This window comes from Curtobacterium sp. NPDC090223, assembly GCF_044746585.1.
Taxonomy (GTDB): domain Bacteria; phylum Actinomycetota; class Actinomycetes; order Actinomycetales; family Microbacteriaceae; genus Curtobacterium.
On sequence record NZ_JBIVCN010000005.1, the window covers coordinates 63093 to 88903 of the forward strand.

27 protein-coding genes are annotated in these 25811 nt (G+C 72.9%); 18 read left to right on the plus strand and 9 right to left on the minus strand.

Features of this window, described 5'->3' with window-relative positions; translation table 11 throughout:
* A complete protein-coding gene (locus ACIPJY_RS12925) occupies positions 1–696 on the minus strand; it encodes an NUDIX hydrolase (protein WP_400461879.1) in 696 nt (231 codons plus the stop codon).
* A 161-nt stretch (positions 697–857) separates the two neighbouring features.
* On the opposite strand from ACIPJY_RS12925, the gene ACIPJY_RS12930 reads away from it, so the two are divergent.
* The 3 genes from ACIPJY_RS12930 (at position 858) to ACIPJY_RS12940 (ending at position 4226) form a co-directional block, all read left to right on the plus strand.
* A complete protein-coding gene (locus ACIPJY_RS12930) occupies positions 858–1139 on the plus strand; it encodes an acylphosphatase (RefSeq protein ID WP_400461876.1) in 282 nt (93 codons plus the stop codon).
* Between the two features lie 97 nt (positions 1140–1236).
* The gene (locus tag ACIPJY_RS12935; RefSeq protein ID WP_400461873.1) at positions 1237–2745 is read left to right on the plus strand and encodes an MDR family MFS transporter; all 1509 of its coding nucleotides are present in this window, start codon (positions 1237–1239) and stop codon (positions 2743–2745) included.
* A 248-nt stretch (positions 2746–2993) separates the two neighbouring features.
* Entirely contained in the window at positions 2994–4226 is a 1233-nt protein-coding gene (locus ACIPJY_RS12940; RefSeq protein WP_400461870.1) for a D-arabinono-1,4-lactone oxidase, read from the plus strand.
* Positions 4227–4298: 72 nt separating this feature from the next.
* Here ACIPJY_RS12940 and ACIPJY_RS12945 read toward each other — a convergent pair whose 3' ends face one another.
* The gene (locus tag ACIPJY_RS12945) at positions 4299–4793 is read right to left on the minus strand and encodes a 2'-5' RNA ligase family protein (protein WP_400461867.1); all 495 of its coding nucleotides are present in this window, start codon (positions 4791–4793) and stop codon (positions 4299–4301) included.
* A 139-nt stretch (positions 4794–4932) separates the two neighbouring features.
* Between ACIPJY_RS12945 and ACIPJY_RS12950 the strand changes: the two genes are divergently transcribed.
* From ACIPJY_RS12950 to ACIPJY_RS12960, 3 genes are read left to right on the plus strand one after another with little or no spacing between them, the layout of a single operon-like run.
* Complete coding sequence (locus ACIPJY_RS12950) at positions 4933–5883, plus strand: MetQ/NlpA family ABC transporter substrate-binding protein (protein WP_400461864.1); 951 nt, start codon at positions 4933–4935, stop codon at positions 5881–5883.
* A complete protein-coding gene (locus ACIPJY_RS12955; RefSeq protein ID WP_400461862.1) occupies positions 5883–6914 on the plus strand; it encodes a methionine ABC transporter ATP-binding protein in 1032 nt (343 codons plus the stop codon). The genes ACIPJY_RS12950 and ACIPJY_RS12955 overlap by 1 nt, the downstream gene beginning before the upstream one ends.
* Positions 6911–7582 (plus strand): methionine ABC transporter permease, encoded by a 672-nt coding sequence (locus tag ACIPJY_RS12960; RefSeq protein WP_243698244.1) that lies wholly within the window; start codon positions 6911–6913, stop codon positions 7580–7582. Before ACIPJY_RS12955 ends, ACIPJY_RS12960 begins: the two co-directional genes overlap by 4 nt.
* A gap of 307 nt (positions 7583–7889) precedes the next feature.
* On the opposite strand, the gene ACIPJY_RS12965 is transcribed toward ACIPJY_RS12960, so the two are convergent.
* Both ACIPJY_RS12965 and ACIPJY_RS12970 read right to left on the minus strand, forming a co-directional pair.
* Positions 7890–8666 carry an endonuclease/exonuclease/phosphatase family protein gene (locus ACIPJY_RS12965; RefSeq protein WP_400461858.1) on the minus strand — a complete coding sequence of 259 codons (777 nt, stop codon included), beginning with the start codon at positions 8664–8666 and terminating at the stop codon, positions 7890–7892.
* A 132-nt stretch (positions 8667–8798) separates the two neighbouring features.
* Positions 8799–10208: an MFS transporter gene (locus ACIPJY_RS12970; RefSeq protein ID WP_400461855.1), complete on the minus strand. Its 1410-nt coding sequence runs from the start codon at positions 10206–10208 to the stop codon at positions 8799–8801.
* Between the two features lie 121 nt (positions 10209–10329).
* Between ACIPJY_RS12970 and ACIPJY_RS12975 the strand changes: the two genes are divergently transcribed.
* The 5 genes from ACIPJY_RS12975 to ACIPJY_RS12995 are packed head-to-tail and all read left to right on the plus strand — an operon-like array spanning position 10330 to position 15557.
* Positions 10330–11532 carry an alanine racemase gene (locus tag ACIPJY_RS12975; protein WP_400461853.1) on the plus strand — a complete coding sequence of 401 codons (1203 nt, stop codon included), beginning with the start codon at positions 10330–10332 and terminating at the stop codon, positions 11530–11532.
* Entirely contained in the window at positions 11523–12359 is an 837-nt protein-coding gene (locus ACIPJY_RS12980; protein ID WP_400461850.1) for an IclR family transcriptional regulator, read from the plus strand. The genes ACIPJY_RS12975 and ACIPJY_RS12980 overlap by 10 nt, the downstream gene beginning before the upstream one ends.
* Positions 12356–13321 carry a sugar kinase gene (locus tag ACIPJY_RS12985; RefSeq protein WP_400461847.1) on the plus strand — a complete coding sequence of 322 codons (966 nt, stop codon included), beginning with the start codon at positions 12356–12358 and terminating at the stop codon, positions 13319–13321. The genes ACIPJY_RS12980 and ACIPJY_RS12985 overlap by 4 nt, the downstream gene beginning before the upstream one ends.
* The gene (locus tag ACIPJY_RS12990) at positions 13318–13992 is read left to right on the plus strand and encodes a bifunctional 4-hydroxy-2-oxoglutarate aldolase/2-dehydro-3-deoxy-phosphogluconate aldolase (protein WP_400461845.1); all 675 of its coding nucleotides are present in this window, start codon (positions 13318–13320) and stop codon (positions 13990–13992) included. Before ACIPJY_RS12985 ends, ACIPJY_RS12990 begins: the two co-directional genes overlap by 4 nt.
* Entirely contained in the window at positions 13989–15557 is a 1569-nt protein-coding gene (locus ACIPJY_RS12995) for an amidohydrolase family protein (RefSeq protein ID WP_400461843.1), read from the plus strand. The genes ACIPJY_RS12990 and ACIPJY_RS12995 overlap by 4 nt, the downstream gene beginning before the upstream one ends.
* Positions 15558–15578: 21 nt before the next feature.
* Here ACIPJY_RS12995 and ACIPJY_RS13000 read toward each other — a convergent pair whose 3' ends face one another.
* A complete protein-coding gene (locus ACIPJY_RS13000) occupies positions 15579–15962 on the minus strand; it encodes a RidA family protein (RefSeq protein ID WP_400461840.1) in 384 nt (127 codons plus the stop codon).
* A 166-nt stretch (positions 15963–16128) separates the two neighbouring features.
* Between ACIPJY_RS13000 and ACIPJY_RS13005 the strand changes: the two genes are divergently transcribed.
* Complete coding sequence (locus tag ACIPJY_RS13005; protein WP_400461837.1) at positions 16129–17367, plus strand: hypothetical protein; 1239 nt, start codon at positions 16129–16131, stop codon at positions 17365–17367.
* Between the two features lie 103 nt (positions 17368–17470).
* Here ACIPJY_RS13005 and ACIPJY_RS13010 read toward each other — a convergent pair whose 3' ends face one another.
* The 3 genes from ACIPJY_RS13010 to ACIPJY_RS13020 all read right to left on the minus strand — a co-directional run bounded on the left by ACIPJY_RS13010 (position 17471) and on the right by ACIPJY_RS13020 (position 19952).
* A complete protein-coding gene (locus tag ACIPJY_RS13010) occupies positions 17471–17962 on the minus strand; it encodes a pyridoxamine 5'-phosphate oxidase family protein (RefSeq protein ID WP_400461834.1) in 492 nt (163 codons plus the stop codon).
* A gap of 161 nt (positions 17963–18123) precedes the next feature.
* Positions 18124–18747: a hypothetical protein gene (locus tag ACIPJY_RS13015; protein ID WP_400461832.1), complete on the minus strand. Its 624-nt coding sequence runs from the start codon at positions 18745–18747 to the stop codon at positions 18124–18126.
* Between the two features lie 95 nt (positions 18748–18842).
* A complete protein-coding gene (locus tag ACIPJY_RS13020; protein WP_400461829.1) occupies positions 18843–19952 on the minus strand; it encodes an LLM class flavin-dependent oxidoreductase in 1110 nt (369 codons plus the stop codon).
* Between the two features lie 68 nt (positions 19953–20020).
* Between ACIPJY_RS13020 and ACIPJY_RS13025 the strand changes: the two genes are divergently transcribed.
* Positions 20021–20929 (plus strand): SDR family oxidoreductase, encoded by a 909-nt coding sequence (locus tag ACIPJY_RS13025; protein ID WP_400461826.1) that lies wholly within the window; start codon positions 20021–20023, stop codon positions 20927–20929.
* 146 nt (positions 20930–21075) lie between these two features.
* On the opposite strand, the gene ACIPJY_RS13030 is transcribed toward ACIPJY_RS13025, so the two are convergent.
* Positions 21076–21867 carry an NRDE family protein gene (locus ACIPJY_RS13030; RefSeq protein ID WP_400461824.1) on the minus strand — a complete coding sequence of 264 codons (792 nt, stop codon included), beginning with the start codon at positions 21865–21867 and terminating at the stop codon, positions 21076–21078.
* Positions 21868–22020: 153 nt separating this feature from the next.
* On the opposite strand from ACIPJY_RS13030, the gene ACIPJY_RS13035 reads away from it, so the two are divergent.
* From ACIPJY_RS13035 to ACIPJY_RS13055, 5 genes are all read left to right on the plus strand, one after another.
* The gene (locus ACIPJY_RS13035; RefSeq protein ID WP_400461821.1) at positions 22021–23331 is read left to right on the plus strand and encodes a bifunctional phosphopantothenoylcysteine decarboxylase/phosphopantothenate synthase; all 1311 of its coding nucleotides are present in this window, start codon (positions 22021–22023) and stop codon (positions 23329–23331) included.
* 58 nt (positions 23332–23389) lie between these two features.
* Positions 23390–23791, plus strand: coding sequence for a hypothetical protein (locus ACIPJY_RS13040; RefSeq protein WP_400461818.1), 402 nt, complete (start codon positions 23390–23392; stop codon positions 23789–23791).
* Positions 23788–24564, plus strand: coding sequence for a YqjF family protein (locus ACIPJY_RS13045; protein WP_400461815.1), 777 nt, complete (start codon positions 23788–23790; stop codon positions 24562–24564). Before ACIPJY_RS13040 ends, ACIPJY_RS13045 begins: the two co-directional genes overlap by 4 nt.
* Positions 24561–24971 carry a DUF1810 domain-containing protein gene (locus ACIPJY_RS13050; protein WP_400461813.1) on the plus strand — a complete coding sequence of 137 codons (411 nt, stop codon included), beginning with the start codon at positions 24561–24563 and terminating at the stop codon, positions 24969–24971. The genes ACIPJY_RS13045 and ACIPJY_RS13050 overlap by 4 nt, the downstream gene beginning before the upstream one ends.
* A gap of 98 nt (positions 24972–25069) precedes the next feature.
* Positions 25070–25720 (plus strand): GntR family transcriptional regulator, encoded by a 651-nt coding sequence (locus tag ACIPJY_RS13055; RefSeq protein ID WP_400461810.1) that lies wholly within the window; start codon positions 25070–25072, stop codon positions 25718–25720.
* Positions 25721–25811: the final 91 nt, after the last annotated feature.

The window sequence follows — 25811 nt, forward strand, 5'->3', positions numbered from 1 at the left end:
CTATCGGTTCTTCGGCTTCGTGCCCTGCTGCAGCGGGCCGTTGTCCGCGTAGGCCAGGTCGGGGTTCGAGCGGTACAGCCGGGCCGGACGGTGCCGGTCCCCGCTCGTGGTCTCGTCGGTGGCGATCACCGCGTCGGACTGCGCCACCTGCCGGCGGAAGTTCGCCGGGTCGAGGGTGCGGCCGAGCACGGCCTCGTAGACCGCGCGGAGTTCGGCGAGGGTGAACCGCTCGCCGAGGAACGCCTGGGCGATGCGGGAGTACGACATCTTGTTGCGGAGCCGCCACAGGGCGTACTCGGCGATGCGGTCGTGGTCGAACGCCAGGGGCGGGTGCTCGTCGGCGAGGAACCAGCGGACGTTCCAGTCCTCCGGCACCGAGCTCGCTTCGTCCGGGCGGACGAGCGCCCAGTACACGATCGAGACGACCCGGGTCGGGGAACGGTCGACGTCGCCGAACGCGTAGAGCTGCTCCAGGTACCGCGGTTGCACGTTCGTCGTCTCGCGGAGCCGGGCGGCCGCCGAGTCCTCGAGGCCCTCCTCGGGTCGGACCCAGCCACCGGGGAGCGCCCACGATCCCTCGTGCGGTTCGGCCGTGCGGCGGACCAGGGGCATCCACAGCGCGGGCGCCCCGGTGTCGGGGTGCGGGCGCAGCGCGACGATCACGGTGGAGACCGCGACGCGGATGTCGTCTGCCATGGGGTTCGGTCCTGGTTCAGGTCAGTCTGACTCGAAGTGTTCGGGTTCTGATGACTGTATCACCGCACGGCCCGGACGCCGACACGTTGCCGAAACAAACCGTCTCCGTCCCGAAAAACTCCGGTGATCACCCAGAAACCCGCCAGGCATACGGTGGCGGCATGACAACGGTGACCAGGGTGCACGCCGTCGTGACGGGGACCGTCCAGGGGGTCGGGTTCCGCTACTGGACGGCACGCAAGGCCGACGGGCTGGAACTCGCGGGGTACGCGCGGAACCTGTTCGACGGCACGGTGGAGGTCGAGGCGGAGGGGCCGTCACCCGCGGTGGACGCCCTCGTCGAGATGCTCCGCAGTGGACCGCCGACGGCGACCGTGACCGAGGTCACGACCCGGCCCGTCGTGCCGCACGGCGACGCCGAGACGTTCGACATCCTGCACTGAGCGTTCATCCGGCGATGTCGGTGCGGCGCGGAATAATCGAGTTCGTTCAGGTGCTGCACCGTTCGTCCCCGCCAACCCACCCTCGTTCGGAGCTCCCATGACCGACCACGCCACCGACGCCGCCCCGCGCACGGGCGCCGTCCCGCAGCACGGCAGCGGGTCGCAGCCGGTGCGCTCCGCGGCCGACGACCGACTGGTGATCGGCCTGCTGCTGGTGTCGGCCTTCGTCGTCATCCTCAACGAGACGATCATGGGTGTCGCGCTGCCGCGGCTCATGGACGACCTCGACATCAGCGCGGCGACCGGGCAGTGGCTCACCACCGGGTTCCTGCTGACGATGGCCGTCGTCATCCCGATCACCGGGTTCCTGCTGCAGCGCTTCAACACCCGCCCGGTGTTCGTCTGGGCGATGAGCCTGTTCTCCGCCGGCACCCTGATCGCGCTGCTCGCGCCCGGGTTCACGATGCTGCTCCTCGGCCGCATCGTGCAGGCCAGCGGCACGGCGATCATGATGCCGCTGCTCATGACGACCGTCCTCACCCTCATCGAGCCCGCGCACCGCGGTCGGGTGATGGGCAACATCTCGATCGTCATCTCGGTCGCGCCCGCCATCGGCCCGACGATCTCGGGGCTGATCCTCAACGCGTTCTCGTGGCGCTGGCTCTTCGGGTTCGTGCTGCCGATCGCGCTCGCCGCGCTGGTCCTCGGCATGGTGAAGGTCCGGAACGTCGGCACCCCGCGCAAGGCCCCGCTCGACGTGTTCTCCGTGGTCCTGTCGGCCTTCGCGTTCGGCGGGATCGTCTACGGCCTGTCGAGCATCGGCGAGATCGCCACCACCGGCCCCGTCGTCCCGGTCACGGCCCTGGTGGTCGGCGCCGTCGCGCTGACGCTGTTCATCCTGCGGCAGACGCGGCTGCAGCGCACCGACCGTGCACTGCTCGACCTGCGGACGTTCCGGACGAAGGGCTTCACCGTCCCGATCGTGGGGATGGGCCTGAGCTTCCTGGTGATGCTCGGCACGCTGATCCTGCTGCCGATCTACCTGGAGCGCGTCCTCGGGCTCGCCGTCCTGAACGTCGGCCTGCTGCTGCTCCCCGGTGGCCTGCTGATGGGACTGCTCTCCCCGATCGTCGGCCGGATCTACGACCGCCGTGGTCCGCGGGTGCTCCTCATCCCGGGCACGATCATCATCAGCGTCGTGATGTGGGCGCTGTCCACCGTCGGCACGGACACGAGCGTGTGGTTCGTCCTCGGGGCGCACGTCGTCCTGAGCATCGGACTCGCCCTGACCTTCACGCCGCTGTTCACCGCGGCGCTCGGCGGCCTGCCCCCGAAGCTCTACTCGCACGGCAGCGCGGTGCTCGGGACGGCCCAGCAGCTCGCCGGCGCTGCCGGGACGGCACTGTTCATCACGCTCCTGACCATCGGCGCAGCGACGGCCACGGCGGGCTCCGGCGCCGACGGCCTGGCCGAGTCGACGGCCTCCGGCGTGAAGACGGCGTTCCTGGTCGGCGGGATCATCTCCCTGTTCGGGATCCTGACGGCCGCGTTCGTGCGGAAGCCCGTCACCCCCGAGGGCGCGCCGACGCCCCCGGCCGCGCACTAGCGCCGCGGCGGCGCCGCGGCGGCGCGGCGCGGCGCGCGCTCGCCGCGCTCGCACAACCGAAACCAGCGCGCACCACGGTCTTCCGTGGTGCGCGCTGGTTTCGGTTGTGCGGAGGCACTCCGCACCATCGGTGAGGGCGGCAGCGCGCGCGGCAGCGCCGCGCGCCGCCGCGGGCGCGCGGCGCCCCGCGCGGCCGCGCGGCGGCCCCGCGCGGCCGCACCCACGGGTGCGCGTGGCATCGTGGGCGCATGCGGTCGACGACGAGCGAGCTCAACTGGTCCGGCACGGTGACGTACACGGCGGAGCGCGTCGAACGCCCGACCTCCCTGGACCAGGCGGCCGAGATCGTCGCGCGGGAGCGCCGCGTCCACGGCCTCGGCACCCGCCACTCGTTCAACGACGTCGCCGACGGCCCCGGCGTGCTGCTCGACCTCACCGCGATCCCGACCGACCTGGTGATCGAGCGGAACGGCACGCCCACCGTGACGCTCGGCGCCGGTACCCGCTACGGCGTGGTCGCACCCGACATCGACGCCGCCGGCCTCGCCCTGCACAACATGGGCTCGCTGCCGCACATCTCGGTCGGCGGCGCCGTCGCGACCGGCACCCACGGCTCCGGCACCACCCTCGGCTCGCTCAGCACCGCCGTCCGCGCCCTCGAGCTGCTCGGCCCCGACGGCACGACCCGCACGGTCCACCGCGACGACCCGGACGGTGCCGGCAGCATCCTGCACCTCGGCCTGCTCGGCATCGTGACCCGCGTCACCCTCGACGTCGAGCCCGCGTACCTGATGCGCCAGGACTCGTACGGCCCGTTCCCGTGGCGCACGTTCCTCGACCACGCGGCCGAGATCCACGCGGCCGGCTACTCCGTCTGCTCGTACACCCGGTTCGGCGACGAGATCAGCGAGGTCCTCGTGAAGAGCCGCGCCGAGCACGTGCCGGACGACCTCGTCGGCGCACCACGGCTCCCCGGGACCCCGGGCGACGCCTCCCGCACCGCCCGCGACGGCTCGCTCGGCCCGTGGTGGGACCGGCTGCCGCACTTCCCCATCGGCTCCGTCCCCTCGCACGGCTCCGAGGTCCAGAGCGAGCACTTCGTCCCGCTCCGCCACGCCGCGGCAGCGCTCGACGCCCTGCGCGGCCTGGCCGACCGCATCCAGCCGCACCTGCACGTCGCCGAGCTCCGCACGATGGCGGCCGACGACCTCTGGCTCAGCCCGACCCAGGGCGAGGACGTCTTCTGCATCGCCTTCACCTGGAAGAAGCACCCCGAGCAGGTCGCGGCACTCCTGCCCGACCTCGAGGCCCGCCTCGCACCCCTCGGCGCCCGCCCGCACTGGGGCAAGATGAGCTCCCTCGGCCCGGACGCCGTCGCCGAGCTGTACCCGCGCCTACCCGCGTTCCGCGCGCTGGTGGCCCGGGCCGACCCGGACCGGACGTTCGCGTCCGCCTTCGGCGAGCGGTCCTTGCGGACCTGACCCGGGCCTCCCGTCCGACGCGTCCCGAGCCACCCACCGGACGGGAGGCCCGGGTCGGCCCCGCCCCGCCGCTCACGCCAGGCGGGTGACCGCCTTCGCCTGCCCGTCCCAGTGCCGGAGTCCGCCGACGGTGAGCACCTCGGGGATCGGGCCGTCCGCCGTGAGGGCGCGGAGGGCCGCGGGCAGGTCGACGTCCCGGATGCGGCGCGCGAGGGTGACGTGGGGTGCCCACCGGCCCGGCAGCGACGGGTCGAGTGAGCCCGGGGCGACACCGTGGACGGTCCGGTGGAAGCGGGCCAGGGGCTCGTCGACGACCACGCCGAGGCCGAGCACGTGCCGACCGGGCCCGGCGGGGAAGAGCAGGACGCCGGCGACGCGGAGCTCCGTGGGCAGGGCCGCGGCGACGTCGGTGGGGACCGGCAGGGTCTCCCCCGCGGCGAGCGTCACGTGCGGGTCGTTCGTGCCCGCGTGCCCGAGGCTCGGCAGCTCCGCGGCGACCAGTGTCTGCCAGAGCGTCCGGACCGCCGCGTCCGAGGGCTCGTCGAGGGTCAGTTCGATGCTCCGCACACCTCGAGTCTGCCCGCCGATGTAACACGGCGGAACGGAAGTCGCCCGTGCCCGCCCTGGCCGTCACACTCGTGTCAGTCCACGAGCGTGTGACCCCCACTGCACGGCCCGCGAGGCCCCGCCCCACGAGGAGCACCCCATGACCGCACCCGCACTGCCCGACAAGCCGAAGCGCAAGCGCCCGATCGGCTGGATCGTCGCCGCGGCGATCGTCGTCGTCGCCATCATCATCGCCGTCGTCGCCGTCGCGGTCCGCTCCGGCGGTGACGACTCGAACGCAGCGTCCTCGGGGAACGCGCCGAAGACGGTCACGATCGGTGTGTCGGACAAGTCGCTGCCGTACTGGAACACGTACGTGAAGCTCGCAAAGTCGCAGCTCAACGTCACCGTGAAGCTCCAGAACTTCTCGGACTACTCGCTGCCGAACCCTGCGCTCAAGGACAAGCAGATCGACATCAACCAGTTCCAGCACATCCAGTACCTGGCGAACTACAACGTCACCTCGGACGACGACCTGCAGCCGATCGGCGCGACGGCCGTCTACCCGCTGCCGCTGTACTCCACGAAGGTCTCCGACGTGAAGGACTTCAGCAACGGCGCCAAGGTCGCGATCCCGAACGACGCGATCAACGAGGCGCGTGCGCTCCTGGTCCTGCAGGCAGCCGACCTGCTCGAGCTCAAGGACGGCGGCAACGCCTTCTCGACCGTCTCGGACATCACCTCGCACAAGGTCGACGTGCAGACGCTCGACGCCTCGCAGACCGCGAACGCGCTGCAGCAGGGTTCCGTCGAGGGCGCGATCGTCAACGTGAACTACGCCACCTCGGCCGGGCTCGACACCAAGGACGCGATCTTCCAGGACGACCCGAAGAGCGCCTCGGCCGCCCCGTACGTGAACGTCTTCGCGGTGCGTGACGCCGACAAGACCGACAAGACCTACCTCGACCTGGCGAAGCTGTTCCAGGACGACGCCGTGCAGAAGGTCTTCGCGAAGGACTACCCCGACGCCGTCCCGAGCGACGAGAGCGCTGCGTCCCTGCAGAAGGAGCTCGCGGCGGTCGAGAAGGACGCGAAGGCGGCAACGGAGTAGTGGCTGCCCTCGTCGAACTCCGCGGCGTCTCGAAGAGCTACCGCCGCGCCGACACCGGCGAGACCGTGGTCGCCGTCGAGGACGTGTCCCTCGACGTCGAGCAGGGTGAGGTCCTGGGCGTCATCGGGTACTCCGGTGCCGGCAAGTCCACCCTGGTCCGCCTGGTCAACGCCCTCGAGCTGCCCACGTCAGGCACGGTGACGGTGGCGGGCCAGGAGCTGACGGCGATCCCCGAGCGGGATCGCCGTCTGGCGCGTCGCCGCATCGGGATGATCTTCCAGCAGTTCAACCTGTTCCGGTCCCGCACGATCGCCGGCAACGTGGCGTACCCGCTCAAGGTCGCCGGTGTCCCGAAGGAGGAACGTGACCGCCGCGTCGCCGAGCTGCTCGACTTCGTCGGGCTGCTCGACCGGGCGTACGCCTACCCCGAGCAGCTCTCCGGCGGGCAGAAGCAGCGCGTCGGCATCGCCAGGGCGCTGGCATCGAACCCGGAGCTGCTCCTCGCCGACGAGGCGACGAGCGCGCTCGACCCGGAGACGACGTCCGAGGTGCTCGGACTGCTGCGCCGCGTCAACCGGGAGCTCGGCGTCACGATCATCGTCATCACGCACGAGATGGACGCCGTCCGGCAGATCGCGGACCGGGTCGCCGTGATGGAGCAGGGCCGCGTTGTCGAGGTCGGCGACGTCTACGACGTGTTCTCGACACCGACCAACCAGGCGACGAAGCGGTTCGTCCGGACGGCGCTGCACGACCGGCCGTCGGCCGAGACGCTGGCCCGGCTGCGGGAGCGTCACCCCGGCCGGCTCGTCACCGTGCAGATCACGGACGAGGCCGGGCTGCAGAACCGCATCGACCAGGTCTTCCGGGACGCCGGTGTCACCGCCGAGCTCGTCTACGGCGGCGTCGGCGAGATCCGGGAGCGCCGGATCGGGTCGCTGACGTACGAGCTGACCGGGCCCGGCATCGACTCCGCGGTCTCCGCACTCCGCTCCGGCGGGGTCACCACCGACGAGGAGGCAGGCGCGTGAACAACTCCTTCCAGAGCGTGATCGACACGTTCGACGTCTTCCTGTCCTCGGTGCGCGACACGATCGTGATGTCGCTCGTGTCCCTGGTCATCGCGGGTCTCATCGGCCTGGCGCTCGGCCTGGCGCTGTACGCCACGCGACCGGGCAACCTGCTCGGCAGCCGCACGGCGTACACGGTGATCAACCTGCTCGTGAACATCGTCCGCCCGATCCCGTTCGTGATCTTCCTCGCCGCGATCGCCCCGCTCTCGCGCGTGGTGGTGCAGACGACGATCGGCGTCCCGGCCGTGACGTTCGCGATCTCGCTGGCGGCGGCGTTCGCGGTCGCCCGCATCGTGGAGCAGAACCTGCTGGCGGTGGACCCGGGCGTGGTCGAGGCCGCGCGGGCATCGGGAGCGCACCCGGTCTCGATCCTGCTGACCGTGCTCATCCCGGAGGGCCTCGGGCCGCTCATCCTCGGGTACACGTTCATCTTCATCGGCATCGTGGACATGACCGCGCAGGGTGCGCTCGTCGGCGGCGGTGGCCTCGGCGAGTACGCGATCACGTACGGGTCGCAGCGCTACGACTGGTGGATCGTGTACGTCTCGGTGGCCGCGATCGTGGTCATCGTGCAACTCGGCCAGTTCATCGGGAACCGCTTGGCCCGGGCGACGCTCCGCCGCTGACCCGGCCACGTCGGGGACGCGTGCTGACCGGGTCGGTGACCCGAGCCTCCCGTCCGTGCGAGGGCCCGCGCTCCCAGCTCGGGCCCTCGTGCGTTCCCGGCCGTCTGCGGGTCCAGGGGTGGGGCGGGGTGCGGCGGGGTGAGGCGGCGTGTCAGGCGGATCCCCAGATGCCACGACTCACCGCTCAGGTTCGGCGAGGTTCCGCAGACCGACCGTGCGGCGGCGCGAGATGCCGTGATTACGGAACCTCAACGGGGGCGGGACGAGGCGGGGGCGGGACGGGGCGTGACGCGCGCGCCCCCGCGCGTCACGCGGCGCTGTCGGCGGCGACGCTGTCGGCGGCCGCGGCGCCCGGCGCCTCGTAGTGCGCCCGCACCAGGATCGGCCGGTGGTCCGAGATGCCCGCCGGCAGCGTCTCGACCCCGGCGATGTGCAGCCCGACGCTCGTGGCGAAGTCGAAGTGCCCGGTGAACTTGCGGTAGCGCAGGTACGTGGGCTGGTCGGAGAGCGAGAGCGCGAAGCCGTGCGACTCGATCTTCCGGCGCAGGTTCGTCTGGAACCACGGGTAGTTGAAGTCGCCGACCATGATCGCCGGGGCCTCGCTCGACAGGTCGCGCACGAACTGGTGCGCGGCCTCGATCTGCTTGCGCCGTAGCGAGTTCGTCGCGGTCAGCGGCGAGGCGTGGAAGGACGCCACGATGACGTCGGTCGACGCCTGCTTGTCGTGCAGGTGCATCGCGATGAGCCGCTCGTGCGCAGGTGCGAGCACCCGGTCGTGCAACGACTTCTGCAGCGAGTGGATGCTGAAGTCCTGCACCTCGAAGCGGTCGTCGCGCTTGTAGATCGCGAGACCCAGGCGGTTCGCCTTGGTCGACGCCGCGAGGGTCAGTCCCCCGACGGACGGCGCGAGGTCGTTGCTGTCGCACTCCTGGACGCACAGGACGTCGGCGTCCGATGCCTCGGCGAGCGCGGCGAGCTCGCCGTTCGCCGCGTGCTCACGCAGGTTGTAGCTGACCACGCGGATGGTGGTGGGCTGGACGTCGGTGTCCATCGGGATGGTCCCCTGTTGGTCTGGCACGGGCATGCTGCCTTCCTTCCGGAGCCGGGTCCCTGCGTCCCGCTCAGTCTGCCGCGGCAACGGTACTCGGCGTCCGCAAGCAGTTGCTGAGACTGTAGCGCCTGGCTGGTTTCGTGCGCGTGACGCGGACACGAACGATCACGTCCGGACCCGCCGCGCCGGGCGGATGGTGTCGCCGGCGGTGCGGCTCATCACGATCCCCTCGACGCACGCGACGACGAGCAGCACCGCGATCACCCAGAACGCGACCGCGTACGGCCCCGATCCCCCGAGGCCGGCGGCCGCGCGGATGACGACCGCGGCGACCGCGACCCCGAACCCGGCCGCGGTCTGCTGCAGCGTGGAGGACAGCGTGTTCGCCGGGGTCATGTCGGCCTGCTCGACGTCCGCGAAGGCGATGGTGTTGTACGCCGTGAACCCGACCGAGCGCGCGGCACCACTCACCGCGAGCAGCACGGCGAGGACCCAGAACGGCGTCGCCGGCGTGAGGAACGCCATCGCGACGACGGTGGCCGCGGCGACGGCGGCGGACACGACGATGACCGGCCGGTACCCGAACCAGCGGAGGAACGGGGTCGTCGCCGGCTTGATGCCGAGGTTGCCGACGAAGACCCACAGGACGGCGGACCCCGCCTCGAGCGCCGTCCACCCCCACGCGTCCTGGAACAGCAGCGGCAGCACGAACGGCACGGCGGACACCGCGAGCCGGAACAGGCTGCCGCCGGCGTGGGACACCCGGAAGGTCTCGAGACGGAACGCGTCGAGCCCCATGATCGGGTGCGGCGCCCGCCGGAAGTGCCGGATCGCCAACCACGTGCAGATGGCCCCGACGACGCCCGCGAGGATCGCCGGGACGACGGGCACGGTGTCGAGCGCGAGCAGGGACGCCATCACGACGAGCGCGCCGAGCCCGAAGCACGCCAGCAACGAGCCGCGCCAGTCGAACGGCACGCGCTGCGGCGCACGCTCCTGCGGGACGAGCACCAGTGCGGCCACGAGCGCCAGGACGCCGAGCGGGATGTTGATCAGGAAGATCCAGTGCCAGGACAGGGTGTCGACGAGCACCCCGCCGATGAACGGCGCGATGATCGGGGCCGCGAGCGCCGGCCAGGTGAGGATCGCGATCGCGGTGACGAGCTGGTCCTTCCCGGCGCTCCGGAGCACCACGAGCCGGCCGACGGGGACCATCAGCGCGCCGCCGATGCCCTGCACGATGCGCCAGATCGTCAGGTCGACGAGTCCGTTGGACGCGGCGCACAGCCCGGAGGCGATCGTGAACACCGCGATCGCGCCGGCGAACACCGTGCGGGACCCGACCCGGTCGGTCAGCCACCCGCTCACCGGGATGAACACCGCGAGCGTCACCAGGTAGGCGGTGATCGCGATGCCGATCGCCGCGGAGTCGACGCCGAGGTCGCGCCCCATCGCCGGGGCCGCGGTGGCCAGGATGGTCCCGTCGAGGAGCTCCATGAAGAAGGTGCCCGCCACCAGCACGGCCACCGCCGTGCTGCCCGTCCGTCGTCTGGCCGATGTCGTCGTCGTCGTCATGTCACCACGGATGCTATGCCCAGCGTCGTGCGGTCCGTTCTGCAATGTGGAACGGTGGGACGGACAGCGTTGTCCGGACGATCGTCCGTGCAGCAGCGTGGACCCCGTCGAAGGAGGATCGATGCCGACCACCCCCGCCACCGTCAGCACCAAGGGCGCATGGGCCCCGGGCGCCCGCACGCCGCACCACGTGCTCGACGCAGCGCACCTGCCGGTGATGACGCTCCGTGAATCCGCGCTGGTCAACAACACCGCGGTGATGCAGGCGTACGTCGAGCGGCACGGACTCCTGTTCGCCCCGCACATGAAGACGCACATGTCACCAGACCTGGCGGCACGGCAGATCGACGCGGGCGCCTGGGGTGTCACGGTCGCGTCCGTCCAGCAGGCCATGGTCGCGTGGGAGCACGGCATCCACCACGTCCTCGTCGCGAACGAGGTCCTCGACCCCGCCGGCCTCGCCTGGCTCGCGTCCCGGCGCACCGTCGACCCGGACTCGGACGTGCTCTGCTACGTCGACTCGGCCGCGGGCATCACCGCGGCGGCAGCGGCGTCGGAGTCCGTCGAGGGACAGCTCCACGTGCTCGTCGAGGTCGGGTTCCCCGGCGGTCGCACCGGGGTCCGCGACGCCGCGACCGCCTCGGACCTGGCGCAGCAGGCCGTCGACGCCGGTCTGACCCTCCGCGGTGTCTCCGGCTACGAGGGCGGCCTGCCCGGTGTGGACGAGGCACGCGCGTACGTCGCCGGGGTCCTGGCGATCGCCGGGAGCGTCCGGCCCCTCGTCGCGGGCGACCGTGCACTCCTCAGCATGGGCGGCAGCGCCTGGTTCGACGCCGTCACGGACGCCGTCGCGGCCCGCCCGGACGACCTGGACGTCCTGCTCCGCTCCGGCGCGTACCTCACCCACGACGACGGCTTCTACGAGGCGCGCACGCCCTTCCACCGCCATCCGGCAGAGGGCGCGCTCCGCCCCGCGATCGCGGTGTGGGGGCGGGTCACGTCCTGCCCCGAGCCCGGCCTGGCCCTGGTGGCGGTCGGCAAGCGTGACATCTCCTTCGACGAGGGTCTCCCCGTGGTGCGGCAGATCCGGACAGGAGGCTCGGCTCACGCCCCGCAGAGCGTCCCGGCACCCGGGTCGGTCACCGTCACCCGCCTGGACGACCAGCACTGCTACCTCGCGCTGGCGACGGGGGTCCGGCTGACGCCGGGCGACGTCGTCGTGTTCGGCATCTCGCACCCGTGCACGGTGTTCGACAAGTGGCGACAGGTACACGTCGTCGACGACGACGACACCGTGCTCGAGACGATCGCGACATGGTTCTGATGCGCACCGCCGAAGCACCGGAGCTGCCGGCCCGGAACGCGGCGCTGTCCCTCCGCCGCGGCCTCGCGATCCTCGACCTGGTCGCCGACCGCACCCGGAACGGCGACCCCTCGGTCAGCCTGACGGCGCTCAGCACCGCGCTCGGCACCTCGAAGTCGACCGTGCTGCGACTGACCGCGCCGATGCTCGAGAACGACCTGCTGCGCCGCACCGCCGATGCCGGGTTCACGCTCGGGCTCGGGTCGCTGCTGCTCGGGCAGAGCTACCTCGAGGGCATCGACCTCCGCGCCGCCGCCGCACCCTTCCTCCGGCGCACGGCCGAGCAGACCGGCCTGACGTGCCACCTCGTCGTGCCCGACGGCACCGACATCGTCTACGTCGACAAGGTCGAGACCCGCGGCACGGTACGGATGGGCTCCCGGATCGGGAACCGCCTGCCGATGCGGAACACCGCGTCCGGCAAGGCGATGGTGGCGTTCGGCGAGCCGGACCTGCTCGACCGGGTGCTCGCTCACCCCGCTGCGGCGATGACCGAGCACTCCATCACGGACGACGACCGCTGGCGCCAGGAGATCAGCCGGACGCGGGAGCGCGGGTACGGCATCGACGACCGTGAGAACGAGCCCGACATCCGGTGCGTCGCCGCCCCGGTGCTCGACCACGCGAACCAGGTCGTCGGCGCGATGAGCATCTCCGGGCTCGCCTCCCGGTTCAAGGCCTCGGCCGTCCGCGACCTCGGGGGCGGTGTCGTCCGGACCGCGCTCGAGATCTCCGTCGCCCTCGGCTCGTCCTCGGCGCAGCTCGCCCTCGCCAGGGGTGCCCGGTGACCGGCGTCCTGACCTTCGGCGAGACGATGCTCCTGCTCGCCGGGCGCGGTGCCGTGACCGACCTCGACGCGATGGGCGTCGACACCGGCGGCGCGGAGAGCAACGTCGCGATCGGGCTGGCCCGCGCCGGCGTCGACGCGACCTGGATCGGCCGGGTCGGTGCCGACCCCGCCGGGGACCGCGTGCTCGCGGACGTCGCCGCCGAGGGGGTCGACGTCGTCCCCGTGCGTGACCCCGACCGTTCGACCGGCATCATGATGAAGGAACGGCTCGACGGCGGCCGCACCCGGGTCACGTACCACCGCCGCGGTTCCGCCGGTGCCGCCCTGACCCCGGCCGACGTGCCGTCCGGCCTCGTCGAACGTGCCGCGCTCCTGCACCTCACCGGCATCACCCTCGCGCTCTCGGACACCGCGCGGGAGACCGTGCACGCCGCGGTCGTCCGCGCCGACGACGCCGGCGTCCCGGTGTCGTTCGACGTCAACCACCGGCCGAAGCTCGTCGACGACGACACCGGCCGCTCCCACTACCGGGCCGTCGCGGCCCACGCCGCCGTGGTGTTCGCCGGCGACGACGAAGCCCGGTTGGTCCTCGGACGCCCGGAACGCGACCACGACGAAGCGACACTGGCCCACGAGCTCGCGGCGCTGGCGAACGGCCGCGCGGTCGTGAAGCTCGGGTCCCGCGGCGCCGTCGCCTCGATCGACGGCACGCTGTACCGGCGCCACGCCAGCCCGGTCGCGGTCGTCGACCCGGTCGGCGCGGGAGACGCGTTCGTCGCGGCCTGGCTCGCCGCCGACCTCGGCGGGGCCTCCCCCGCCACCGCGCTCGACCTCGCCGCCGACGCCGGAGCCCTCGCCTGCACGGTCGACGGCGACTGGCGCCGGCCGGACCCCGCGGCGCTCGGCCTGGTCGACGCGACCGGGATCGACCACGCCGTCCACGACCGCGTCGACCGATGACCACGATGGAGAACGACACGATGACCGACACCGCGACCACCACCGAGCCCACACGGCACCGCCACGAGGCCGGGCCCGCCATCGCCATCCTCCGCGGCGGGACGGGCGAGCACGTCGAGGGCGTCATCCGCACGCTGGTCGAGGCCGGCGTCCGGGCGATCGAGATCACCACGAACACCCCGCGGTGGCGCGAGGGCATCGCGTGGGCCACGGCGGAGTACGGCACGGCGGCGACGGTCGGCGTCGGCACCGTGCTCGACACCCGGCAGCTCGACGAAGCGGCGGCCGTCGGTGCCACCTTCGCCGTCAGCCCGCACACGGACGCGGCCATCGGGGAGCGTGCCCACGAGCGCGGCCTGGGGTGGTACCCGGGAGCGGCGACCCCGACCGAGATCGTCCGCGCATGGCAGCTGGGTGCCCGTGCGGTGAAGGTGTTCCCGGCGGCACAGCTCGGCGGCCCGGCGTTCCTGCAGCAGGTGCTCGCCCCGCTGGACTTCGTCGACGTGATCCCCACGGGCGGCATCGGTGTGGACGACGCCTGCGACTACCTCGACGCCGGCGCCGTGGCCGTCGGGCTCGGTTCGCCGCTCGTCGGCGACGCGCTGACCTCCGGCGACCTCGACGCCCTCCGGTCCCGCGCCGACCGACTCGTCGCCGCGGTGCACCGATGACCGTCCTCCTCCGCGGTGGGTCCGTCGTCGGTGTGGCGACCGGCTCCGACGTCGAGCGCGCGGACGTCCTCGTCGAGGGCGACCGCATCGTCCGGGTCGAGCCGGACATCGCCGCGCCGGCCGGTGCCACGGTCGTCGACTGCGGCGAGCGCCTCGTGCTGCCCGGGTTCGTGGACGCGCACTCGCACGCCGGGTCGCTCGTCTTCGAGCCAGAGGTCCAGCTCGCGCTCCTCCGCCAGGGCGTCACCACGATCGTCACCGGGCAGGACGGCGTCGGACCGGCTCCGGGTGGCGGTGCCTTCGCGGACACGTACTTCGCCGCGATCGACGGCCCGCACCCGCGGTACGACGGCAGTGGCATCGGCGGGCTCCTCGCCACGTACGACGGCACGACGCCGCTGAACGTGGCGACGCTCGTCCCCGCCGGGACCGTCCGGCACGAGGTGCACGGGGACGACCCTGGTCCGGTGACGCCGCAGGAGCGCCGGGCGATGCGGACGATGGTGCGCGACGGGCTCCAGGCGGGTGCCGTCGGGCTCGCGACCGGGCTCGACTACGTCCCCGGGCTCCACGCCGACACCGCCGAACTCGCCGCCCTGTGCATCGAGGTCGCCGACGCGGACGCGCTGTACGTGTCGCACATGCGGGGCGGCTACGAGGCGAACGTGCGCGCCGGGCTCGATGAGATCGCGGAGATCGTCCTGGCGTCCGGGGTGCGGGCGCACGTGTCGCACCTGCACGCGCCGGTCGCGCTCGCGATCGAGGCCCTCGCCGACCTCGAACGCGCCGGAGCCTCGATGTCGTTCGACGCGTACCCGTACTCCCGCGGGTGCACGATCCTGTCGATGCTGCTGCTGCCCGCCGACCTGGCGCGGCCGGGCACGGGCGACCTCGCCGCGGCGGTCGCGGACGTCGACGGCCGCACCCGGGTCCGCGGAGCGGTGCTCGACCGGGTCCTCGGTCGCGCGGACCTCGGCACCGGGTGGGCGGAGCAGATCACGCTGTCGCACGTGCCTGCGCCGGAGTTCCACGCGCTGCAGGGCCGCACCCTCGCCGAGGCCGCGGCGCTGACCGGCACCGACCCGGTCGACCTCGCGCTCGACGTCCTGGTGGACTCGGCGCTCCAGGTCACCGTGGTGATGCGCGTCCCGCAGCCACGGACCGCGGACGACCTGACCCCGCTGTTCCGCCTGCCCGGCCACACCGCGGGCTCGGACGGCATCTTCGTCGGCACGCACCCGCACCCGCGCGCCTACGGCACGTTCGCGCGGTACCTCGAGGAGTACGCGGTCCCGGGGCGTCTGGGGTGGGCCCAGGCGCAGCGGAGCCTCGCGGCCACGGCGGTGGAGCGGTACCGGCTCGGTAGGCGCGGGACCGTCGAGGCCGGGGCGGTCGCGGACCTCGTCGTGGTCGACCCGGTACGCGTGGCCGCACGGTCGACGTACGCCCAGCCGATGCGGCTCGCCGAGGGCATCGACGACGTCGTGGTCGCGGGCGTCCCCGTGCTGCGGGACGGCGCCCTGACGCAGGAGACCCCCGGCCAGGGGCTCCGCAGAGCGTCCTGACCGGGGGCACTGAGGCTTCGCTCAGGCGGTCGGCAGCACCGCGACGACGTCGATCTCGACGAGGATGCCCGCCAGGTGCGACTGCACGGTGGTGCGCACCGGGTACGGCGCGGTGAAGTGCTTGGCGTACTCCTCGTTGAAGGCCGGGAAGTCGCGGTCCGAGTGTTCGAGGTGCACGGTCGACTTCACGACGTCGTCGAGGGTCGCGCCGTGCTCGGCGAGGACGGCCGCGACGTTCGCCAGCACCTGGGCGGTCTGTCCGGCGACGTCGTCGGCGATCGCACCCGTTGCGGGGTCCTGCGGGCCGAACCCGGCGGTGTAGAGGAAGCCGTTCGCGACGATCCCCTGGCTGTAGGGGCCCGCGGGCTTCGGGGCGTTCTCGGTCACGATGGCGGTCTTCGGCACGGTGGCTCCTCCTGGTGGGACGGTGGACGGGTGCCTCCAGGCTAGGGCGAGCCCGGCTCGGCGGGCCGGCCACGCGACGGTCGCTTTCCGCACTGCACAACGCGAGTACGGCCTCCAGACCGGTGCACGACGTGCGTCACCCAGCCATCGTGACTATCGTCGTGGCGTGCCGCCCGACGGAACCCTCACGCAGTCGATCGCGTCCGGCCGTCGCCGGGCGATCGACTCGGTCACGAGTCTCCCCGCATGGGCCGCCGTCGTCCTCGTCTGGTTCGGCGGCCGGATGGTCTCGACGCTCTGGCTCGCACTCGTGTACCCGCTCGCCGGGCGCGCGCTGCCGGAGAACGCGATCTGGACCAACGACCACGGGTTCCTCCGGTTCCTGACCGCGTGGGACGGCCAGTACTACGAACAGATCTCGTTGCACGGGTACCCGACGACGCTGCCGCTCGACGCCGTCGGACACGTGGCGCAGAACGCGTGGGCGTTCCTGCCGGCGTTCCCGTTCACCATCCGGTTCGTGACCGTTTGGACCGGCATGACCTTCGAGGTCGCCGCACCCGCGATCGCGCTCGGCGCCGGGCTCGTCGCCGCGTTCCTGCTGCACCGACTGGTCCGCGAGCGCGCCGGGAACACGGCCGCCATGTGGGCGGTGTTCTTTTTCACGTGCGGCCCGCTGTCGTTCCTGCTGCAGGTCGGGTACGCCGAGAGCATGTTCCTGGCGCTCGTGTTCGGTGCGCTCCTGGCGCTCGAGCACCGGCGGTACGGGCTGCTCACCGTGCTCGGGGTCGCCGCCGCGTTCACCCGGCCCGGGGCGCTCGCGCTGCCCCTGACCCTCGGCGTGGTCGCCCTGGTGCGGTGGATCCAGCTGCGCCGCGGCGGCTCCCGCGTGCTCGAGGGGTTCCCGCTCCGCGAGCAGGCCAAGGTCGTGGCGTCCGGGGTCGTCATGGTCGTCGCCGGGCTCGCGTGGCCGGTGATCGCGTCGCACGTGACGGGCCGCTCCGACGCCTACTTGGCGACGGAGATGTCGTGGTGGGTGAACTTCATCGGCCGCGTGGACTTCGTGCCGCTGTCGCCGTGGTTCCTGACCACCGCGAAGTGGCTCGGTGTCGGCGGGGTGCTCATCGTCGTCGGGCTGCTCGTCGGCTACCCGATCTGGCTGCTGCGCCGGTCGACCCGGAAGCTCGGGCTCACCACGCTCGTGTTCTCCGGGGCGTACGCGCTCTACGTCTTCGCGGTGTCGCTGCCGATGGCGTCGACGCCCCGGCTGCTGATGCCGCTCGCGCCGCTGCTCGGGTCGCCCGAGCTCGTCGCGAAGCCCTGGATGCGCTGGACGCTCGTCACGTGCGCGCTCGCCGGCCAGCCGGTCCTCGTCGCGGTGCTGTGGCTGCTCGGCCCGCCCTGACGCGCCGCTGACGGGCCGAGACGCCCCCGACATGCCGAGACGCCGCCGGATCCGGCGGCGTCTCGGGTACTCGGGGGCGTCTCGTGGTCTGGGCGGTGTGTCGCTAGAGCTCGACCGTCCCATGGGAGCCGATGTCCGGCTGGGACTCCTTGCCGAGCGCGGCCTTCATCGTCTGCACGAGGCTCCCGACGGGGCCGGTGTCCTGGGTCCAGTACTCGACCGAGTCCCCCTCGACGGTGAGCAGCCGGATGCTCGGGTCGTCCCGGCCGTCCGGGAACCACGCCTCGGCGAAGGGCGACCACAGCTCGTCGATGACGGAGTCGTCCTGCGTCACGGTCGCGGTGCCGGCGATGGACAGGTAGCCGCCCTGCGACTCGATCGCGACGTTGACGTGCGGGTTCCTGGCGATGTCGTCGACCTTCTCGCTGCCGTCCTGCACGAGGAACCGCAGGGTGCCGTGGAAGGTCTTGTCCTGCACCGCGAGGGGACGTGCGTGCAGGGAGCCGTCCTCACTGACCGTGGTCAGGAGGGCCGTGTGGGCCCCGTGGACGATGTCGGAGATGGCGGCGCGCTGGTCCGCCTGCGTGTCGGTCATGGTGCTCCTTCGCATCGTGCGCCCCACATCCACCGCGACGTTGCCGGGCAGACCCGGGGCCGTACCGTTCCGGCCAGTCTGCCCCTCGGACCTGGGCGCGTCCGGCGTGCGCTCGGCGTGCGCGGTACCGGGGACGCCCGGCGTGGGCTCGGTGGTGCGGGTCAGGCGGGTTCGTGGATCGTCGTCTCGACGTCGACGACCTGCGGGATGCGCGGCATCGACGCGAAGCCGAACCGCACGGGCGGGTCGAGCGGCGCCAAGGCCCCGAGGGGCTCCCCCGCCCAGGTCCCGCGGACGCCGGTGACGTCGTGCGCCCCGGTCACGCCGTAGTACTCGCGTCGGCCGCCCCCTGCGGACCCGGCGGTGCCGGCACCGGGCGCGACGAGCCGGGCGACCGGGTCGATCGCGCGGAGCCACCGCGGGTCGCGGGCGATGCGCTTCGGGACGATGCGGAGCACGCGCCCGAGCGGCGAGATCGTGCCGACGTCGATCGTGGCGCGGAGCTGTCCGGCGTCGAGCTCGAGGCCGGTCGCGGTACGGCGGGCGCTGACGGGCACGACGTCGACGGCGTCGAAGCGGTAGGTGCCGGAGACGTAGGCGGCGACGATCTCGTCGGGGGCGAGCAACACGCTCGACCCGTCGGCCAGCTCCACGAAGACGTCCGTGAACGCACCGAACGGGGAGCGTTCCCACATCCCGATGACGAGTCGCACGCCCGACGTCGTGCCGACGCCCATGATGCGGCCACGGAAACGGCGTTCGACGGTGCTGGGGCGCGACGGCATGCCGGAGACGGTACGCGGCGCTCCCGTGAGCCCGCGAGGCGGGCGCGACCCCGGCCTCCCGTCCGGCGCGACGCGGCCCCGTGCCGGACCGCCGCCTACGGGACGGGGACGGGCTCCGCCAGGAGCTCCCGGACCCGCGGCGCGACCGCGGTGCCGTACAGCTCGATCGAGCGCATCATGTCCTCGTGCGGCAGGCGCCCCGTGGCGTAGCGCATGTCGAACCGGGTGACGCCGAGGATCCGCATGTTGCGGGCGATCTTCCGTGCGACCGTCTCCGGCGAACCGACGTACAGCGATCCACCGGCGGAGAGCCCGGCCTGGTACTGCCCGAGGTCCAGGGGCGGCCAGCCGCGCTCCCGGCCGAGCCGGTCGGTGACGTCCTTGTGGTACGGCCAGTAGCGCTCGGCCGCTTCCTCGTCGGTGGCCGCGACGAACCCGGGCGAGTGCATCGCGATCGGCTGCTGCGGGAGGTCGAGCTGGGTCAGCGCCTGACGGTAGAGCCGCGAGAACGGCGCGAACTGGGCGGGCTGCCCGCCGATGATCGCGAGGAACAGGGGCATCCCGTACGAGGCCGCCCGGATCACGGACTGCGGCGAGCCGCCGACGCCGACCCAGGTCGGGATGGGGCCGTGCTCGAGCTTCGGGAAGACGTCCTGGTCGGTCAGGGCCGCACGCTTGGTGCCGCTCCACGTGACGGGGTCGCCCCCGCGGAGCGCCGCCCAGAGCTGCAGCTTCTCCTCGAACAGGACCTCGTAGTCGGACAGGTCGTAGCCGAAGAGCGGGAACGACTCGGTGAAGGAGCCGCGGCCCAGGATGACCTCGGCGCGACCGTTCGAGATGGCGTCGACCGTGGCGAAGCGTTCGTACACGCGGACCGGGTCGTCCGAGGAGAGCACCGTCACGGCCGAGCCCATCCGGATGCGCTCCGTCCGGGCGGCGATCGCGGCGAGGACGACCTCGGGCGCGCTGACGGCGTAGTCGACGCGGTGGTGCTCGCCGATGCCGATGAAGTCGATGCCGACCTGGTCCGCCAGGACGGCCTCGTCGATGACGTTCCGGATGCTCTCCGCGTGCGTGCGGGTCGAGCCGTCGAGGTGGTCGGTGACGTCACCGAAGGTGTCGAGGCCGAGCTGGACCGGCCCGACGCGGTCGGGAGCGGGCGGCGGGACGTCCGACGGACGACCGGTGCCGAATGCGTTGCTCATGGCGACCTCCAAGTAAATGCGTTTGCATGAATCTAGCACAGTCAGGGCCCGCGTGTACGGTCTCGCGCATGCCGAAGATCCCTGACCAGACCGGACGCCGCATCGTCGTCACCGGAGCGAACAGCGGCACCGGCAAGGAGACCGCGACGCGCCTGGCCGAAGCCGGCGCGTCCGTCGTGCTCGCCGTCCGGACGCCGTCGAAGGGCGAGGAGGCCGCGAGCGAGATCCGCCGGTCGTTCCCGCACGCCGACGTCGAGGTGCGCGAGCTCGACCTGGCGGACCTGTCGAGCGTCCGACGGTTCGCTGCGGGCATCGTGTCGGACGACCGTCCGCTCGACGTGCTCGTGAACAACGCCGGCGTGATGGCGCCTCCCGAGCGGTTCGAGACCGTCGACGGGTCCGAGCTGCAGTTCGGGACGAACTACCTCGGCCCCTTCGCCCTGACGAACCTGCTGGCGCCGGCGCTGCTCCGTGCGTCGGCACCCCGCGTCGCGACGATGTCGAGCATCGCGGCCGTCCCCGGGCGGATCCGGTTCGACGACCTGCAGTGGACGCGCGGGTACTCCCCGTGGCGGGCCTACGCGCAGTCGAAGCTCGCGGACCTGCTCCTGGCGCTGCACCTGCACACGCTCTCGGTCGAGCTCGACTGGCCGCTCGTGTCCACCGCCGCGCACCCGGGCTACACGCGGACGAACCTGCAGTCGGCGGGGCGGTCGCTCGGGCGGTCGAAGCCGGTCGCCTCGAGTCAGCGTGCGTGGCCCTTCACGCAGGGTGTCGAGCAGGGCAGCGAGCCGATCCTGTACGCCGCGGTCGGGCCGGGCGCCACGGGAGGCGCGTACTACGGGCCGTCCGGGCCGTTCGGCATCGTCGGGCCGGCGACGACGGCGTCGATCCCGCGGTCGGCGCGGAGCGCGGACCTGGCGCGGAGCCTGTGGGCGGTCGCGGAGGACCTCACGGGGACGCACTTGCCCGCGTGACGCGGCGCGGGGCGGCCCCGCACCGTGCGGTCCCCGCACCGTGCGAGGTCGACTCCGCAGTGTGCGAGGTTCCGGACACGGTGCGGGCCGCGCGGGCGGGCACCGTGTCCGGAAGCTCGCACACTGCGGGCTCGCCGCGCGCGGCGTCAGGCGTGGTGGAGCTCGACGCTGCCGTCGATGTCGCCCGGGTCCGCGAGCCGCGCGTGCTGCAGGACCGTACGGCCCGGCCCGACCGCTGCGGCCACGATCGAGAGCGTCGCGAAGTGCCCCTCGGGCTCGACCGCGTCGCGCAGGATGGCGTCCGCGTCGTCCGCGGGCAGCGCCGCGGACTCGGCGAGCACCTGGAACCACGGGCTCCAGCCGTCGCCGGGGTCCGTCCCCGCATCGGCGGCACGGAGTTCGTCGAACGGGGCCAGTTCCGGCGGGCCGCTCGGCGCCGCGGCGGCCCGGAAGGGCCCGAGCCACCGGCCGATGCGCGGTGCCGCGGGGTCGTCCGGCTCGCCGTGCGTGACCATGTGCACCCCGGGGCCGAGCTCGACGGTGCGGACCTCGGTGCCGTCCCACGTCACGACCGAGGCGCCGGACGCCGTCGCCCGGACCAGGTTGAACGCACGCGTGGTCGGCACCATGCCGTCGTGACCGGGCAGCGCGCCGTCCGCCACGGCGTCGAGGGGCAGCACACCCCGGGTGGTCCAGGTGCCGTCGGTGGCGGGGACGTCCTCCCAGCGGTTCAGCACGACGGCGAGCCCGCCCTGGTCCGAGGCGGCGAGCCAGGCGCCGCCGGCCTCGCGGTCGCGGACGCCCCGCAGGGTCGGGTCGCGGTCGGGCCACCAGGCGGCCGGCGGGTCCCAGGGGCGGTCCGGGGACTCGTCCCGCATCGCGAGCATGGTGACCGGCCACGCCGAACCGGGTTCGACACGGACGACGACGGTGCACATGGCGTCGATCCTCGCACGGTGCGCCGAGCGGGTGCGCCGAGCGCACGGTGCGTGGGGCGCTCGACGAGCGGGTCCGCCGACCGCACGACGAACGGATCCGCCGAGCGCACGACGAGCAGCGACGCGAGCGGCCGCCCGGGTAGCGTGGCGGGCGTGAACGGAGCACCCGCAGCGCGCAGGACCATCGTCGTCGGCATCACCGGAGGGATCGCGGCGTACAAGGCCGTGCAGGTCGTCCGCGAGTTCGTGAAGGCCGGCCACGACGTGCACGTCGTCCCGACCGAGGGCGCCCTGCGGTTCGTCGGGCTGCCGACCCTCGAGGCGTTGAGCCGGAACCCCGTCACCACGAGTGTCTTCGAGGAGGTCGCCGAGGTCCGGCACGTCTCGCTCGGCCGCCGCGCGGACCTGGTGGTCGTCGCCCCCGCCACCGCCGACTCGCTCGCCCGGATGGCGGCCGGCCTGGCCGGTGACCTGCTCGGCACGACGCTCCTGGCGACCGAGGCCCCCGTCCTCGTCGCCCCGGCGATGCACCCGCAGATGTGGGAGCACCCCGCGACCCGGGCGAACGTCGCCACGCTGCGGTCCCGCGGTGTGGCGTTCGTCGGCCCCGAGGTCGGTGCGCTCACCGGCGACGACGCCGGCATCGGGCGGATGTCGGAACCCGACGCGATCGTGGCGGCTGCCCTGTCGGTGCTCGACCGCACGGCGGACGCACGCCCGACCGACGGAGCCGAGCACGGCCTCCCGTCGGACGGTGCCGGCAACCGCGGGGCCGGCGCCCGCGGGGAGCAGGGCGACCTGGACGGCGTCCGCGTCGTCGTCAGTGCCGGTGGTACCCGCGAGCCCTTCGACCCCGTCCGCTTCGTCGGCAACCGCTCGAGCGGCCGCCAGGGCATCGCGATCGCAGCGGCTGCGGCCGCCCGCGGCGCCGACGTGACGCTCGTCGCCGCGAACGTGGACGGCGGCCTCACGGCGGACCTCGACGCGCGCGTGGTCCCGGTCGGCTCCGCACTCGAGCTCGCGGACGCCATGCACGCAGCCGCAGCCCAGGCTGACGTCGTCGTGATGACCGCGGCGGTCGCCGACTACCGCCCCGCCGAGGTGCTCGGCGAGAAGCTCAAGAAGGACGCGCAGGGCGAGCGGATGACGCTCGAGCTCGTGCGGAACCCGGACGTGCTCGCGAACCTCGTCGCCGCGCGTCGCACCGGGCAGGTCGTCGTGGGGTTCGCCGCCGAGACCGAACCGGACCGGGACGCCCGGATCGAGCTCGGCCGCGCCAAGATCGCCCGGAAGCCGGCCGACCTGCTCGTGGTGAACCGGGTCGGCTGGTCCGAGGGGTTCGAGCGCGAGGAGAACGCCATCGAGGTGCTCGTCCCCGGCGGCGAGGTCGTCCGCGAGGCCTCCGGCACCAAGGCCGACGTCGCCTCCGTGCTCCTGGACCTGATCGCGACCGCGCTGACCTGAGCCCGGAACCCGGCCGCGACCTGGGAACCGTCGTGGTCTCCCGTGCCACGGTGGGTGCATGGGACGACGCTCCGAACGCGCCAGGCGCGCCACCAGGACGGCGGGCGTGCTCGCCGTCATCCTGGGCGGCGCCGGCGTCACGCACTTCCTCCGTCCGCGCGGCTACGACCGCATCGTCCCGGCTGGCCTGCCGCCGCGGGTCACGACCCTGGCGTCCGGCGTCGCCGAGCTCGGCATCGCGACCGGCCTGGTGGTCCCGGCGACCCGGCGTGCGGCCGGGATGGCGGCAGCAGCGCTGTTCGTCGCGGTGTTCCCGGCGAACCTCAAGATGGCGCGCGACCTGCTCGACAGCCCCCGCTCCACCCGGACCATGCGCATCGTCTCGGTGCTGCGCCTCCCGCTGCAGGCACCGCTCGTCGCGTGGGCCCTGCGCGTCGGTCGGCACGCACCCCGGGGATGACCGCCGCCGCGCGGGACCGGGCCGCGGTGCCGCTGCTGCACCGCCCCGTGACCGTGCACGCGTGGGACGACGTCGTCTTCGCGCACTGGCGCCACGACCCCGGGGCGCTCGCCGACCTGGTCCCCCGCGGCACCCGCCCGGACGTCGTCGACGGCAGCGCCTGGGCCGGGCTGTCGGCGTACGTCTTCCGCGAGACGCGGGTCCCGCCGTTCCCGCCGTCCGGCCGGCTCGGCACGATGACCGAGGTCACGGTCGAGATCCTGACGGTGGACGACGCCGGACGGCACGGGGTCGTCTACCGGACGGTCGACACCGGGAACGTTCCGGCGATCGTGGCGGCGCACGCGCTGCTCGGGGTGCCGTACACGTTCTCGCACGCGCGAGCGAGGCGCCGCGGGGACACCCTGACGTACCGGTCGGTGCGACACCGGAGCGGGTTGCGGGCGCCGGTGGTCCGGTCCGACCGGTCCGGAGGCTCGGTGCCTGCCCGGCATGCCGCCTCCGTCCGGGTCGTGGCCGGGCCCGTCGACGACTCGCCGCTGGCCGCCGACCTCACCACCCGGGCCGGCATCCACGCCAGGTACCTGTCGCAGACCGTGTTCTGGCAGCGCCAGCACGACCCGCTGACGCTCCGGAGCGCACGGCTCGAACGACTCGACGGAGACCTGCCCGACGCCGTCGGCCTGCCCGGGCTGCTCGACCGGCACCCCGACTCGCTCCTGGTCCTGGACGGCACGACGGTCCGCTACGCGTGGGGCGAGGTGGTCCGGTGAGTTCCGACCCCTTCGACCTCGCCCGGTTCGTCCGCGCCCAGGAGGGCGTGCACGAGGTCGCGCTCGCCGAGCTGCGCCGCGGCCGGAAGACCTCGCACTGGATGTGGTTCGTCTTCCCGCAGCGCGACGGGCTCGGGAGGAGCGCGATGTCCGAGCGGTACGCCATCCGGAGCGACGACGAGGCCCGCGCCTACCTCGCCGACCCGGTCCTCGGCCCCCGCCTGCTCGAGGTCGCCGATGCCGCCGCGACCGCTCCCGCGCGCTCGGTCGATGCCCTGATGGGCGGGGTCGACGCGCTGAAGCTGCGGTCCTCCATGACCCTGTTCGCGGCCGTCGCAGCCGACCCTGGACCCTTCCGGGCGGTGCTCGACCGGTGGTGGCCGGCAGCGGAACACGACACACGCTGAGCCGACCGGAACGCCGTTCGCATATCAGGTATCGTGACCGATGCGTCCGCACCGACCACTCGTCGGGCCGCCGGACTCCTGAACTCGAAGGAAACGACATGCCGGTCCCCAGCAGCGCCCCGACCGAACACCAGCTGCTCCGCGACACCGTCCGCCAGAAGATCCACGAGGCGATCATGGACGGCACCCTGGAGCCCGGCGAGCGACTCAACGACGAGGAACTCATCGCATGGCTCGGCGTCTCCCGGACCCCCATCCGTGAAGCCCTCAGCCAGCTCGCCCGCGCCGGCCTGATCGAGATGGCACCGAACCGCTACACGCGGGTCACCACGCCGCAGCCGACCGAGGTGATCGAGGCGCTCCAGACCCTCGGGGTGCTCTTCGGCGGGGTCGTCCGCCTCGCGGTGCCCCGTCTCGGTGCCGCGTCCCGCAAGAAGATCCTGTCGGCGCTCGACAAGACCATCAAGGAGTTCGAGTCGCACGACGTCAGCGGCGTGAACAAGGACGCCCTCGGGGTCTTCGCGCTGTACGTCGACGAGTGCGGCAACGACAACCTCCGCCGGGTGTGCGCGGACACGATGGACGGCCTGGCGTTCCGCCTGCGCCTGCCGAACCTGGACGAGCTGGTCGACTGGGACCAGATGACGGCGGACTTCAAGCGGCTCCGGACCGCGACGGAGAACGGCGACAACATCGCGGCGGAGCTCGCGACCGAGGCGATCCACCAGCTCCCCGGCGAGAAGCACTGACACCGAGGCGTGTCCTTGCTGTTGCACTGAGCATCGGTACAGGAAGCGCCGCGCTACCATCGCCAGGACCGCACGAACCCGAACCCGAAAG